The following is a 13,824-nucleotide window of genomic DNA, read 5'->3' as shown; positions in this document are numbered from 1 at the left end:
GAGCGGCTGATCGGCCCCATCACTAACTCTCCGATGTGCCCCTCACGATCGGCCGCGTCGATACGCGGTAGCCCTGCCGCTTGACGAGCTTCTCGGGGGCTAATCCGTGAGCGCGCGGGACTTTTTGTCGAGCGTCGCTCTTGACATTCCGAGACCCCAGGCGCTCGAGCAGTCGGCTCGCCTCTTTCGACCAGGCAAATGGCCTTCCGGATCTGACTAGCGATGACGATTCGGGGGCGTCCGCCAAGATTCTCCCAGACAGCGCGACGTTTGCTGATCGAATCCACGATCCTTTCCTATTTTCGTGCTCCATTTGCGCTAGAGCAGCCGTGGCTGTGAAGAGCCTCGAGCCCATTGGTGTCGAGGTGTCGACGTCTCCCCCACCAAGGTTCCGCACTCGAAGCCCAGCGCCTCCTTCACGGAGCCCTTTTGCAAAGTCGAGCATGTTTTGCGTCGATTGGCCGAGTCTGTCCGAAAAAGTGACGGCGAGTGTGCCCCGTCTCGAGCGCATTGCGCGCTCGATCGAACTCCGGTTGCGAGACACGAGCTCCGGAGACGCCCTGATCGACATAGAGGGCGTCGCACTCCCGCTGCGAGCAGGTCAGACTCGCGCCGATCGGTCGACTGCAATTTAGTCGTTACTCGCGCATAACCGACAATCTTCGTCACGACGCCGCCGATGTCTCATAAGTGATCGTGTGCACTTCGGTTCAAGCACGCAACTTCGGCACCTATTCATGAGAATCGCTAACCCGAAAACCCGACTATCCGTCCTTTTAGTCCGTCGCATGCCCGCCACGCTTCATACCGCGAGGGTTGCGAGGCACCAATAAGGTGAGATCGGGGCCAGCCGGTGTGGTCTGAGTCGTCTCTCGTGCGAGCGATATTTCCCAGTCATTCTGACGTGATTTTTTGTTCGCACTACAGTTCACAAATGAGCCAATTCAATGAAGTGACATTTGACACTCTTCTGCTGGGTCTCAGCGCGGGACGCTCAGGACCTTCGATCGAATCGATGATGAAGGACTACGAGGAGAGCGCGACTGACGGGTCCTACACGGTGTACTGGCCGAAAAACTCCATCAGGGTCATCGAAGGGGCCGACTATGGGACGGCTCGTACGATCGCCTGCATCCTTCGAGATGAGAGGACCCTGTGGATGGGAGAGTCCACTACGTTCGCTGAACCGGTCATTGCCCGCGTTCGTGCATCTCTTGGTTCTAAGCCTCATGCAACCTTTGAAGAGGTTCGAACAGGGACTGTCTATACAAAGGACAAGCTACTGCCCGGGGATATCAGAGTGAAAGTGCCTTCGGCTTTCATCGGCCAGGCTGAGTTTCCCGGGGCGCCGTACAGATTTGACTACGCCACTCTTCCCGAAAATTGATTAGATCAGCGGGGAACCCGGTCGGGAGGGGCGGGGCGTAAGCCCCGCCCCTCGAGCTACCAGGGCTCGATCGTGATGGTGATTCCGGATACAGTTCTAGTGATAGTGATGCGGAAGCCTCTGCTCATCGGGTCCTCCTCTCTCTTCGCGATCCCCCTCCGGTCTTGGCGGACGAGGGCGGATCTGGTTCTGAAAACAGAGTTACCTAGAACCACTTCAGCAGCAACCAAAGCGGCTCCCGGGTTTACCGGAGAGGCGCTACGGTTGACTCGGACCCAAAGATCGCTTTCTCCGGCACCATCCGACGTTTTCATCGGAGACAAAACGCGGTTTAAGCGGTATCTTAAAAGAAGTAACTTAGTACCCCAGGTACCCCGAGGTACCCCCGGACCCCACGTCTCTCCGTTGAGGTCGTCAACTTCTTCCTCGGAGCCCCCATGGACGTCCCTTCAGAAGCCCTCGCGGCGCTTAGTCGAGCAACCGTCAGGTCCAGACGGGCCAGCAGCGTCAACTTCCCAATCACATACGTCAAGCGAGGCGATACCACCCCGACCGCTGCGAGGCTCGTGCGATCGCACGAGCTGCGCCTCAAGATGCACATGATGCTCGTAATGCAGGCAACGAAGGCTCCCTACACACTTCCCGATCGCCCAACCCAGTCGTTGGCGCGCTTGCTCAACCTTCCGCAAGACACCGGCCCGAGACGGGCAAACGACGCGAAAAAATGGCTTCAAGAAAATAGACTCATCACCCCCACGCTCTTGGCGGGCGACAAGGCTGGCCTTCTCTTGCTCCACCCCGACGGCTCAGGCGACGGCTGGGAGAGTAATGGAGCTCGTTGGGTCGGAGTGCCCTTCACTTTATGGTCGAACGCCTGGATACTCCGTCTCAGCGGAAGGGCCATCGTCGTTCTAATGGCCCTCCTCGAACTTAACGGCGGCTCCCAGCATCCTGACGGGGAGTGGATGGATGGCCACCGCAAGAAGCAGTACGGACTCTCCGACGACACCTGGACGAGCGCGACCAGGGAGTTGGAGTATTTCGGCCTTCTGCGAACCAAGGAAGGTTTTTGGGGAGACGATGACTACGAGATTCGCAAACGCAAGCGGTACTTCGTCATCCGCGAAGCCCTCGCCACGGCCCCCGACTGGACCATGCCGGACGCGCCATGACGCCTCGATGTATTGAGTGTTGGCTCCGCGTACGCGTGGGTTGAATGCTGTCAGGCGTATCTCCTGAGGCCGCCCACTCTCGCGACCCCAGCGTCTCAAATCCCATGGGTGATCCGAGGCGGCTCGGCGCCTGGACGCGTCACCGAGCGACCACAGAACACAGCCATTTACTGATCGAGTCCACCGGTCAAGCTTGCGTGTCGACGGCGGCGACCACGGACGGCGGGCCCAACTCATAAATGATCGCTTTCGGATAGCTCCCAAGCTCGGCGAGACAGGGGATCTGGAATGCGAACCTGACGGCAATGACAGTCACTAACGCCGGTGAAATTACAAAGCGTTAGTGCTGTCCAAATGCACCATTTACAGGCGAGCTCTGGGCGAGAACAGGCTGGGCCCATGCTCGCCTCATGACATTCGTGCCGAACCCCACTTTTGGGCGAGAACTCGCAGCCCAGGGGAAGCGCGTCCAGACGGCGGTCTCGGCCGTGTCGACCGAGTAAAACGGCTGGCCGCTCAATGCGGTTAGGGCAGCGCTTCAGCAGCGCGTAGGCAACGGTGCGTCTATAAGCGAACCCGAGTTGACCACATTCGCTGAGGTCATCAGTTGGGCAAGCGATTGTGGCTAACTGACGACGGAAATTCATGGCCGAGGATTAAAGCAGGTCCGAGTTGTATCGGCTGTGCTCATGTCGAGTTTGCTGGCGGCAAATGGGACGTGATCCCACCGATGCGTCGGTGACGCCCTAAGCTCGAAATCCGTAGCAGATACAGCAGCATGGGAGCAACGTGGCATACATCGAATCATTCACGATATATGGTCTTGCTGGCCGCATTCGCCCCATCTCACGGCGGCTCGATCGTAATCTGAATGTTTTCTGGGGGTTGAACGGTTCCGGCAAGACTTCTCTATTAAAGATCTTGCATAGTGCGCTGGAGAATGACACGTCGAGCCTAAGCCGCGTGCCTTTCCAAAGCGCGCAAGTTCTCATTAGGTCTGGCGGTAATCTCGTCAGCCGCACGGTGATCGGCCCCGAGCAAGACGAGAACGACCGCGACTCGGAGCCCACGGCTTTCGAATTTGTGGACAGTTGGCGACCGCGGACAACGCCCCCGAAATCGTGGCAAACAGAGACCCTGGACGGCGATCTAGACCGCGATTACGACACCATGCGTTTCACACACGCGTACCTCCCTATATCGCGTGTCAGTCAATCCCGCACACCTGGGCTAATGAATGGTCGGACGAACATTGAGCGACAGGCCATCGATGATGCAGCATTCGACGAAATCTTCGCAGATCAAGTTCGCCGCCGTTGGCAGACCTATAGCAATAACGCCCTCCTTCGCATTAGAGAGATCCAGCAACGAGGATTGGCGGAAATATTGGCGATTCTGTTCGGCGGTGGAGTTGCTGCACCCGGAGAATCGACAACTTCGATCGGCTCGGACAGCGCATATCTCCTCGTGAAGGCTTTCCTCCGTAGCCAACGCATCATACTTCGCGTCAGCCGCGCCGAATTTATCTCCAGGTACGAGAAGGAAGTCGCGCTCCAAGAAGTCGTAACTAACATTCAGGAGGTTACCCAAGAGGTTGACCTCGCGCAGCGACCTCAAACAGAGTTTCAGTCCATCATTGAGGAATTCTATGCGGGCGACAAGCACGTAGTTTTCTCCGGGAAAGCGCCGTCGGCCCGCAACTCAATACAGATCGAAATCGGCGGGAGTTCCATTCCGCTACAATCTCTCTCGTCGGGTGAGAAACAACTACTTCAGCTTCTACTCGAGATTCTCGCGGCCAACGCGCATACGGTCATGATTGACGAACCAGAACTATCCATGCACGTGGACTGGCAAGAGAGGCTGGTCGCGTCGATGCAACGGGTTAATCCCGGGTGTCAGCTGCTTTTGGCGACGCACTCTCCAGAAATCATTGCAGAGGTACACGAAGAGAACGTCTTCGAGTTGTGAATCGGCCGCAACGGGGAGCGAAGTCGTTCGCAGCTCGCGTGAGGATGAGCAGGCGACGAATGTTCGTACTCGTGGAGGGACGAGACCACGACCGGCCCTTCTACGAACGGCTTTTATCGAAGTACCCACCGGCCGCGTCCTCCGGCTTTACGATTCGACTCGTCGAAGACCTAAAGCTAGACGGGGTCTCCGCCGGGGGGAAGCCATTCGCTCACAAGTTGTTCGACTACTTTGATGCGAACGGCTATCTGAATCAACGCAACAGCGTCGGGCCGCGCCAGATTGTCTTTATGCTCGACAAAGATTTTGAAGATTTCGAGCCGCAGCCACGCTCGAGCCCTCATCTCATAGCCACAGAGAGCGCCGACGTCGAGGCCGAGATCCTGAGAACGGGCAAATTACGAAAGTCTCTCGCTGCGACTTACGGCTTAACTAAGGCGATGGTCCGTGACGTCGCGCCGAACAACACTGATCCCTTCACTGATCTCGGCCTGCGTTGGGAACGTTGGCTCCAAGCTCGAGCAACGAGCTGTTCGTGTGGGCTGCCCGGAGCAGCCAAATACGGAAATCTATCTCAGATCAATCGCGACATTTTCGGACCCTTGGATTCAGCGCTCGAGAGTGTTCTCTTTACACACATCGGGGCAGCCGTTCTTGCCGCATCTGCCCAAGCCGACGCCTTAACTGCCCAGACCGAGGTCACCACGAGGTTAGCGTCCGATCGCGCTCATGAGCTAATAAAAGGTCGATGGCTATCAAAGTATTTCGCGTACCTAGTGAAAACCCAGCTATCGGGCTTAACGATCAAGAACGGCGTGGCGCCCGACGCGCTCGTCGGTGTCGCCCTCGCAACCGTGGATTTCAAGGGATCTTGGACGACTCATTATCGCCAGAGACTGGATGCTCTCCTTGCAATGACGTGACCAGGATTCATTTCCAGAATTGACGACCGTGCCGCGATTCTGGACTTGAAGCCACGAAAAACCGACCCTCCATTCCGAGAATTCACTCGACGCCGCCTACTTCGTGATCTTTAATGTCTTCGGCATGACCGTGCTCTCGGCGTCAGGGCTCGTCGAAAGCGTGTTCTTGCTCATCTCGAACCATCTAACCGCTGGCTACGAAGGGGTGCCCGAGGTCTCGGCGATGGCGATCTTCACAACGGCCTTCTATCCCGTCGCGCTCACCACCGTGATGGTCATCGCGGTCGTCACCAGCTGGGGGCGCCGCTTCGAGGGCCCCGGCGGCGCCGATCTGCGCACCGCATCCGATCCTGATATCTCAGGCGGCGACCTTTCCAAGATCTCGAGCGCCAGACGCGGCAAACACGGCTTCTCGCGTGAGTCCGTGCGGCGCATCCTGACGTTCGCGGTGCCCTACCGGGCCAAGCTGGTGACCTTCATCGCGCTCTCCGTCGTGGGGGCTTCCCTCGCGGTCGCGACTCCGGTACTCGCGGGCAAGTGGTCAACGTCATCGTTGCGCGGGGCGCGGTTAACACGATCGTGTGGCTCGCCGTCAGTATCGCGCTCGTGGCCGTGGTCGTGGCCGACCCTGTCGTGTCACTCGTGACGCGCTGGTTCTCGTCGCGCATCGGCGAGGGTACACGTCAGCCTCAAAAGAGCCGCAACCTCAGCGCGGCTTGCACTACGGACGCGCTAACCCTCACGGATACAACCCCGCCCTGAACGTGAACGTCACTAGCTGCGCGCGATCCCTCGCTCCGACCTTTGTCATCGCTCGCACCGCGTGGGTCTTCACCGTGAACGGCGACACCGACATCTGTGCCGCGATCTCGTGGTTGTCGAGCCCGCTCGCGACAGCCACGACCACGTCGCGCTCCCGGGGCGTCAAAGCGGAGAAGCGCTCAAGCAGCTCCTTGTCGATCACAGGCGGCGGGCTGTCTGTCATGTGACCGATCAGCGCCGCCGTCGCGGCAGCCGATAGCGCTCCCCCGCCGGCAACCACCTCGGCGATACCCGCCACGAGCTCCGCAGGGCTCACGGTCTTACTCAAGAACCCGTTCGCCCCCGCGCGCAGCGCCGCGAGCACGATCTCGTCCTGGTCGAACGTGGTCAGAACGATCACCCGCAAGCGAGACGCCGGGTGCTCCCTGCGAATCCGCCGCGTCGCCTCGACGCCGTCGATCCCGGGCATCCGGATGTCCATCAGCACCAGATCCACAGCGTTGTCCCGCAGAAAGGCGGGCACCTGCAGTCCGTCCGACAGGTCGCCGACCACAACGAACGTCGGGTCGAGCAGCAGCATCGACCGAATGCCCGCCCGCATATCGTCTTGGTCGTCGACGATCAGAATGTTCGTCATGCGAGCTGCGCTCCCACCGGGTCGAGCACGGCGCTGACGCGAAAGACATCGTCAAGAGCAGACACCGAGAGCGTCCCACCGCACGACTCCACGCGCTCCCTCATCCCGACCAGTCCGAGGCCACTGCCCGCGACCGATCCGCGCAGCGTGTGGCTGATCCGGTTCTCCACACTCACGTGCACCCGCCCGTCCGATTCATGAACAGAAACGACCGCCGCTCCCTCACCGTGCCGGTACGCGTTCGTCAGCGCCTCCTGCACGATGCGATAGACCGTCACTCCCACGACCGGGCCGCCCACGGCATCCGGAACCGAGATCGACGCCGTCACCTCGAGACCGATGCTCTCGAACGACTCGACCAGACTCTCGAGGGCGCCGAAGGACGGGGTGGGCCGCAGGGCGTCGTCGTCGTTCGTTATGTCTCCGCGACGAAGCAGGTTCAGGATGCGTTGGGTTTCGCTCACGACGTTGCGCGCGTTCGAGCGGGCCGAGTCCAGGGCCTGCCGCGACGACACCGCCTCGCCAGGCAGGCCGATCTCGGCGACTCCGAGGTTGACGCTGAGCATCGCCACCTGGTGGCCGACCACGTCGTGCAGGTCGCGAGCGATGCGCAGGCGCTCCTCGGTGACGCGACGCTCGGCCTCGATCTCGCGGGTGGCGGATGCCTGGCGGGCCCGCTCCTCCACTGCCAGCCAGTGCTCTCGCGCGAGACGTAAGGCAGCGCCCGTCGCGCCGCCGCCAATGGCAGAGAAGAGGGCCGCGGTCGCAACGACCGCACCCCCGCGCATGTCGCCGACGGTGAACAGCGCGGCCAAGAACACGAGGGCGACGATGACGGTTCCGACCACGGGGCGCTTGCCGCGCAGGGTGAACGAGAACAGCACGAGCACGGCCATCATCCAGACCGAGATGCGGTTCTCGCCCACGGCCGCGACCGCGAACGACGCGGCGCTCGTCACGATGAGGCCGACCCACGGCATCCGCCATGAGATCGCGACCCCGGCGCCCGCGACCAGCACACCGGCGAGCGTCACGGCATCCGCGCCCTGAATGGCCATGACGATGAGCTGGCCCACGAAGACGAGCCCGGCCACGACGTACGCGACGAGGTGCAGGGTGCCGGGGCGGCGAATCCAGAGGGGCGCCCGGGCGGCGTCGACGACGTTCTCTGCTGTGCTCATGAGTCGAGTCTGGCCCTCTGACGACCTGCCGTGTACTTCGTTCGAAGTAGACGGCGCGCGATTGAGCCGACCCGGTCGAGATTGCCCGCCGAAGTAGTTCAAACGAAGTACACGGCCCCTGTCGGCGAAGCGAAGACTGCTCAGCGAGGCAGCCGCCCCACTCTTCACCGCTTGAGAACAGGATCATGATGACAACCACCACGCCCACCACCGAGACCGCCACCGTGGCGTCGTCGCTGCGAAAGCTGTACTTCGTTCGCTTCGCCTTCGCCGTCGTGTGGGCGGTGCTCGTGTTCGTCACGGCGCCGAGCGCCGGGGCAGCCCTCGGCTTCGCGACCGTCGCGCTGCTCGTGCTGTATCCGCTCTTCGATGTGGCGGCGGCCGTCGTCGACTCCCGCTCGAACCGCGGCACCGGCGCCACCCCGCTGCTCTACATCAACATGGCACTCAGCCTGCTGGCGGCCATCGGCCTGGCGATCGCAGCGGCATCCGGAACGCCCGCCGTTCTCGTCGTCTGGGGAGTCTGGGCCATCACCGCCGGAGCTGTTCAGCTGATCGTCGCCCTGCGCCGCCGCGCACTCGGCGGCCAGTGGGCCATGATCCTCTCGGGCGGCCTCTCGGTGCTCGCCGGCGCTGGAATCGCCTCGATGGCCGGCGGCGCATCCGCCTCTGTCGGCACCGTCGGCGGCTACGCCACCCTCGGCGGCATCTTCTTCCTCGTCTCGGCCCTGCGCCTGGGCCGCGCCACGAAGGGCCTGTAGTCATGACGAACCCCACCTTCGACGTCATCATCATCGGCGCCGGCCCCGTCGGCGAGAACGTGGCCGACCGCGTCGTGCAGGGCGGGCTCACCGCCGCCATCGTCGAACGCGAGCTCATCGGCGGCGAGTGCTCGTACTGGGCCTGCATGCCCACCAAGGCTCTGCTTCGGGATGCCGCTGCCCTGCGCGCCGTCGCCGCCCTGCCCGGCGCCCGGGCCGCGGTCACCGGCGACCTCGACGTGTCGGCCGTGCTGCGCCGCCGCGACTCGTTCGCCTCGCACTGGAAAGACGACGGCCAGGCCGCGTGGCTCGAGAGCGCGGGCGTCACGCTGTTCCGCGGCGAGGGCCGCATCAGCGGCACCCGCTCGGTGTCGGTCATCGACGGTTTCGGTGCTGCTCAGACACTGGATGCGCGCCACGCGGTCGTCATCGCGACCGGGTCGAGCGCCCGCGTTCCCGAGGTGCCCGGCCTGGCGGCCGCACGTCCGTGGACGAGCCGGGAAGCGGCATCCACCCCGACCGTGCCCGAGCGGCTGGCGATCATCGGCGGTGGAGTCGTGGGCGTCGAGATAGCGACGGCGTTCTCGGCGTTCGGAACGGCCGTGACGATCGTCGCTCGCGACGGGCTGCTGCCCGCCACTGAACCGTTCGCCCGCGAACTGCTGACGGAGTCGCTGAGCGCGAAGGGGGTGTCGCTGCATCTGGACACAGAGCCGACGTCTGTCACGCGCGACGACAGCGGGCTCGTGCACATCGAGCTCGCCGATGGAACGGCCGTGCTCGCCGATGAGGTGCTCGTGGCCACGGGTCGGATGCCGAACACGTCTCGCCTGGGCCTGGAGAACGTGGGGCTGGAGCCGGGCGACTGGCTGACCGTCGACGACGCGCTTCTCGTTCTTCGCGACGGCGTGCCCGTGGAGGGCGAGTGGCTGTACGCGGCCGGAGATGTGAACCGGCGCGTGCTGCTGACGCATCAGGGCAAGTACCAGGCCCGGATTCTCGGCGACAGCATCGTGGCCCGCGCTCAGGGCACGGCGCTGGACACCGCGGCGTGGGGGCGTCACGCCTTCACGGCCGACGATCTCGCGGTGCCGCAGGTGATCTTCGCAGACCCGGAGATCGCATCCGTCGGATTCACTGTCGCCGAGGCCACGCGGCGCGGACTGCGCATTCGCGCCGTCGAGTACGACCTGGGCGCTGTAGCCGGCGCATCCCTGCACGCCGACGGCTACACCGGCCGAGCCGGAATGGTCGTCGACGAGGATCGCGGCGTGATCGTGGGCTTCACCGTGGTCGGGCCCGATGTCGCCGAGCTGCTGCACGCGGCGACCATCGCGATCGCCGGCGAGGTGCCGATCGACCGGCTGTGGCACGCCGTGCCCGCCTACCCCACGGTCAGCGAGGTCTGGCTGCGACTGCTCGAGACCTACGGCCGGGACTCCTGACGCTCTTCCCCCTCACCGCTCAACCCAACAGAAAGAAGAAAGAATCATGACTACCAAGATCACCGTCATCTACGACAACCCCACCGACGCCGACGCATTCGAGGCCGGCTTCGCCGAGTCGAAGCAGCTCGAGCTGGCCAAGGCACTTCCCGGCCTGCAGCGCCTCGAATCGTCGAAGGTCTGGCCGAAGGAGGATGGCAGCCCGACGCCGGCTTACCGCCTCGTCGACCTGTACTTCGCCGACTACGACACCGCGTCGGCGGCGGTCGCGACTCCTGAGGCGGCGGCGCTGTTCCCGACGATCTTCGGACTCGCGACCGGAGGGGTGCGGATCACGTTCGCCGACGTCGAAGAGGGCTGAGCGGAGCCATTGCCCGAAGGCCATGCGTCCGATGGATGCGTGGCCTTCGGGCGTTCGGTGCGCACACGACCCCGACGTTGGGACGATAGACGAATGACCAGAGCAGCGACACTGACAGACGTCGAACTCGACCGTCGTGTCGCGCGAGGCAAGCGCGTCTTCATGTACGCCGCCTTCGCCATGTTCCTCTTCTTCCTGCTCAGCCTGCTGAACTTCGTTCTCGCCGGCGGCCGAATGGGACTTCGCGACACGGCTCGCTGGGACGAGACGGCCGCGTGGCCGTTCATCCCGCTGCCCGCACTTCTCGTGATCGCGGCCGGGCTCGCGGCCGCGACCGGCGTGTTCATGGCGGTGCCCTTTTTCCGCCACGACACGGCAGACGACCTGGCGCTCATGGGGGCGGTCTCAATCATCCTGTTCGGATTCATGTCGCTGTTCTTCGCCGGCGTCTACACATCGACGAGCGGCATCCCCACCGATTTCGACAGTTACCTTGAAGAAGGAGTGGGCTGGCACTGGATCGCCGCGGCGATCCAGATCCCTGCCGTCATCGTGCTCGCCGTTCGCGGAATCTCCCTGTACCGCGCCTACAAACGCAGCAAGGGCTGACCGACCGGATGCCTGGCTCAGACCAGGGTGCTCAGCTGTAAGAGACGCAGTTTCTCCGACGCGTTCGAGCCGGCTCGGGGCGTCATCACAAGGAGAGCCTGGGCACGGTTCTCGAGGTAGAGGGGCTGGCAGTCGAATTCGATCTCGCCCAGCTCTGGATGAATCACGGTCTTCTCGTCGCCCAGACGCTCGGCGACGATGTGTTCCGCCCACAGCGACGCGAACTCCGGACTGCGACGTAGAAGCTCATCGACCATGGTGGTTGCGGTCGGGTCTTCTCCCCCCGCAGACAGAGCTGCGCGCAGGCCCGCGACATTCAACCGGCTGTGAATCGCGTGTTCCCGGATCGGCGACAGGGCCCTGGCGGAATCGTCTGTGAACCAGCGGTAGTACGAGCTGCGAGCCAGACCCGTGTAGCTGGTCTCGTCTCCGAACAGCGCCGTCGCGAGCGCATTCTGCGCGAGGGTGAAGGCGATGTCGGTCACGATCATCGCCGGCGTATCATCGAGCCGATCGAGCACGCGCAGGAGGGCGGGTTCGATCTGTTGCGACCGGTCTCGCGGTGGTGCCGCGTGATGACCGGCAAGGCGGAAGAGGTGGGCGTGCTCCTCGGCAGTGAGGCGAAGTGCGCGCGCCACCGCGATGAGGATCTGCTCGCTCGGCTGGACTGCGCGCTGCTGCTCGAGGCGGGCGTAGTAGTCGGTCGACATTCCTGCGAGCCAGGCGACCTCTTCTCGGCGCAGTCCCGGCGCTCGACGACGCTGCCCGACACTGATTCCGACGTCGGCCGGCTGTATCGACTCGCGGCGCGTCCGCAAGAAGTCGGCGAGCTCGGCGCGGTCCATGTGATCCAGTATGACGCGCAGGTCTGGAAGCTAGGAATGCCAGTCCGTGGATAAGCGCACTCTGCCGCACTCTCGCGCACCCGAGCACACTCAATCTCATGAAGACAACAGGAAACACCATATTCATCCCCGGCGCGACCTCGGGCATCGGCCTCGGCCTCGCCCTCAGGTTCCAGGCCCTCGGCAACACCGTCATCATCGGCGGACGCCGCGCGGAGCTGCTCGACAGCCTCGTGGCTGAGCACCCCGGACTGGACTCGGTCCAGATCGACATCACTGATCCCTCCTCCATCGCAGCTGCGTTCGAAACGGTTACCGAGCGTCACCCCGCCCTCAATGTGCTGATCCCGATGGCCGGCATCCAGCAGCCGGAGAACCTGCACGACGCATCCTTCCTTTCGACGGCCGAGCTCACGATCGAGACGAACCTGCTCGGACCGATCCGACTGTTCGCGGCATTCCTTCCGTTCCTGCAGCAGGCCACCGACCCGGTTGTGGTCACGGTGTCATCGGGCCTCGCGTTCGTGCCCCTGCCCTTCACCCCGACCTACAGTGCTTCCAAAGCCGCCGTCCACTCCTTCACGGAAAGCATGAGGGTGCAGCTCGCCGACACGTCGGTGCAGGTCATCGAGCTCGTCCCGCCGGCCGTTCAGACGGAACTCATGCCGGGTCAGTCGGAGTCGCCGATCGCGATGCCGCTCGAGGCATTCCTCGACGAGGTGATGGAGCTCATCACCAGCCAGCCGGATGCGCACGAAATCACCGTGCAGAACGTCGCCTTCCTGCGCCAGGCCACCGCGAACGGAAGCTACCCGCAGGTTCTCGAGATGTTGAGCGGCGCGCTCTGAGCCGCGCTCAGACGTATTAGGCAGGAGCCTCACCATGGACCTCGGATTTCACCTCGCCAACTTCACCCAGCAGGACACCCCGCCCGCCCAGCTTGCGCAGACCATCGCGCGGCTGGCGCAGACGGCCGAACAGGGGGGAGCTAAACGCATCAGTGTGATGGACCATGTCTGGCAGGTCAGCATGTACGGGCCCGTCGAGAACGCGATGCTGGAGGCCTACACGCTGCTCGGGTTTCTGGCCGGTCGAACCGAGTCAGTTCTCCTGCATACCCTGGTGACCGGTGTGACCTACCGGTCACCGGGCCTGCTGGCCAAGCAGGTGGCCACGCTCGACACCCTAAGCAACGGAAGAGCGGGTCTGGGCATCGGGGCAGCCTGGAATGAAGACGAGGCATCAGGACTCGGCCTTCATCTGCCGCCGCTCAAGGAACGCTTCGAGAGGCTCGAAGAGACAGTGCAGATCTGTCTGCAGATGTGGGGCGAGGTTGATGGGCCGTACGACGGGCAGCACTACCAACTGACCCGAACGCTGAGCGCGCCCGCGCCCCTGTCCCGTCCGCGGCCGTACCTCCTCATCGGCGGCGGCGGCGAACGCAAGACTCTGCGCCTCGTCGCCCAGTATGCAGACGCGTGCAACCTCAGGGTCGCCGACGACACGCTCCACAAACTCGAGGTGCTGCAACGGCACTGCGATGACGTGGGCCGCGACTTCGCCACCGTGCAGAAGACGACGACAATGAGCATCACGCCCACGACCAGTCGCGATGAGTTGCTCGGCACGATGGAGGATGCACACGAGCTCGGCTTCTCGGTGCTCTATCTCGCCGCTGCGACCCCGCGGCCGTTCGAGGCGCTCGACCTGCTCGCGTCTGTATCGGACGATGCTGCTGCACTGAGCTGACGGCTGCGACCAACCGGTCCG

At 63.2% G+C, this 13,824-nt stretch carries 15 protein-coding genes; 11 read left to right on the top strand and 4 right to left on the bottom strand.

All coding sequences use genetic code 11. The features are described 5' to 3' along the window. Positions 1-22 precede the first annotated feature (22 nt). Complete coding sequence (locus ASF51_RS18875; protein ID WP_369797331.1) at positions 23-511, bottom strand: recombinase family protein; 489 nt, start codon at positions 509-511, stop codon at positions 23-25. A gap of 423 nt (positions 512-934) precedes the next feature. On the opposite strand from ASF51_RS18875, the gene ASF51_RS17735 reads away from it, so the two are divergent. The 5 genes from ASF51_RS17735 (at position 935) to ASF51_RS19630 (ending at position 6,099) form a co-directional block, all read left to right on the top strand. Beyond that, positions 935-1,387: a hypothetical protein gene (locus tag ASF51_RS17735; RefSeq protein ID WP_157412216.1), complete on the top strand. Its 453-nt coding sequence runs from the start codon at positions 935-937 to the stop codon at positions 1,385-1,387. 848 nt (positions 1,388-2,235) lie between these two features. Further along, the gene (locus ASF51_RS19255) at positions 2,236-2,559 is read left to right on the top strand and encodes a hypothetical protein (protein ID WP_235497311.1); all 324 of its coding nucleotides are present in this window, start codon (positions 2,236-2,238) and stop codon (positions 2,557-2,559) included. A gap of 789 nt (positions 2,560-3,348) precedes the next feature. Next, positions 3,349-4,530 carry an AAA family ATPase gene (locus tag ASF51_RS18870; RefSeq protein WP_157412214.1) on the top strand — a complete coding sequence of 394 codons (1,182 nt, stop codon included), beginning with the start codon at positions 3,349-3,351 and terminating at the stop codon, positions 4,528-4,530. A 59-nt stretch (positions 4,531-4,589) separates the two neighbouring features. Continuing rightward, complete coding sequence (locus ASF51_RS17720) at positions 4,590-5,453, top strand: hypothetical protein (RefSeq protein WP_055933125.1); 864 nt, start codon at positions 4,590-4,592, stop codon at positions 5,451-5,453. A 124-nt stretch (positions 5,454-5,577) separates the two neighbouring features. Then, positions 5,578-6,099, top strand: coding sequence for a hypothetical protein (locus ASF51_RS19630; RefSeq protein ID WP_055933122.1), 522 nt, complete (start codon positions 5,578-5,580; stop codon positions 6,097-6,099). Positions 6,100-6,192: 93 nt separating this feature from the next. On the opposite strand, the gene ASF51_RS17710 is transcribed toward ASF51_RS19630, so the two are convergent. Together ASF51_RS17710 and ASF51_RS17705 are read right to left on the bottom strand one after the other, a co-directional pair. Further along, a complete protein-coding gene (locus tag ASF51_RS17710; protein WP_055933119.1) occupies positions 6,193-6,852 on the bottom strand; it encodes a response regulator transcription factor in 660 nt (219 codons plus the stop codon). Beyond that, positions 6,849-8,033 (bottom strand): sensor histidine kinase, encoded by a 1,185-nt coding sequence (locus ASF51_RS17705; RefSeq protein WP_055933115.1) that lies wholly within the window; start codon positions 8,031-8,033, stop codon positions 6,849-6,851. The genes ASF51_RS17710 and ASF51_RS17705 overlap by 4 nt, the downstream gene beginning before the upstream one ends. Before the next feature lie 185 nt (positions 8,034-8,218). On the opposite strand from ASF51_RS17705, the gene ASF51_RS17700 reads away from it, so the two are divergent. The 4 genes from ASF51_RS17700 to ASF51_RS17685 all read left to right on the top strand — a co-directional run bounded on the left by ASF51_RS17700 (position 8,219) and on the right by ASF51_RS17685 (position 11,209). Then, complete coding sequence (locus ASF51_RS17700; protein WP_157412213.1) at positions 8,219-8,794, top strand: hypothetical protein; 576 nt, start codon at positions 8,219-8,221, stop codon at positions 8,792-8,794. A 2-nt stretch (positions 8,795-8,796) separates the two neighbouring features. Further along, complete coding sequence (locus ASF51_RS17695; RefSeq protein WP_055933112.1) at positions 8,797-10,239, top strand: NAD(P)/FAD-dependent oxidoreductase; 1,443 nt, start codon at positions 8,797-8,799, stop codon at positions 10,237-10,239. 46 nt (positions 10,240-10,285) lie between these two features. After that, a complete protein-coding gene (locus ASF51_RS17690; protein WP_055933109.1) occupies positions 10,286-10,600 on the top strand; it encodes an EthD family reductase in 315 nt (104 codons plus the stop codon). Positions 10,601-10,693: 93 nt separating this feature from the next. Further along, a complete protein-coding gene (locus ASF51_RS17685; RefSeq protein ID WP_055933106.1) occupies positions 10,694-11,209 on the top strand; it encodes a hypothetical protein in 516 nt (171 codons plus the stop codon). Positions 11,210-11,226: 17 nt separating this feature from the next. Here ASF51_RS17685 and ASF51_RS17680 read toward each other — a convergent pair whose 3' ends face one another. Next, positions 11,227-12,054: a helix-turn-helix transcriptional regulator gene (locus ASF51_RS17680; RefSeq protein ID WP_055933103.1), complete on the bottom strand. Its 828-nt coding sequence runs from the start codon at positions 12,052-12,054 to the stop codon at positions 11,227-11,229. Between the two features lie 98 nt (positions 12,055-12,152). Here ASF51_RS17680 and ASF51_RS17675 point away from each other — a divergent pair, with 98 nt between their 5' ends. Both ASF51_RS17675 and ASF51_RS17670 read left to right on the top strand, forming a co-directional pair. Further along, positions 12,153-12,902: an SDR family oxidoreductase gene (locus ASF51_RS17675; protein ID WP_055933100.1), complete on the top strand. Its 750-nt coding sequence runs from the start codon at positions 12,153-12,155 to the stop codon at positions 12,900-12,902. A 34-nt stretch (positions 12,903-12,936) separates the two neighbouring features. Further along, positions 12,937-13,803 (top strand): LLM class F420-dependent oxidoreductase, encoded by an 867-nt coding sequence (locus ASF51_RS17670; RefSeq protein WP_055933096.1) that lies wholly within the window; start codon positions 12,937-12,939, stop codon positions 13,801-13,803. Positions 13,804-13,824: the final 21 nt, after the last annotated feature.

The organism is Agreia sp. Leaf283 (assembly GCF_001422485.1).
In the GTDB taxonomy this organism is placed as follows: Bacteria; Actinomycetota; Actinomycetes; order Actinomycetales; family Microbacteriaceae; genus Agreia.
Note: the sequence above shows the minus strand (reverse complement) of the source record. Positions and strands in the feature narration are given on the sequence as shown.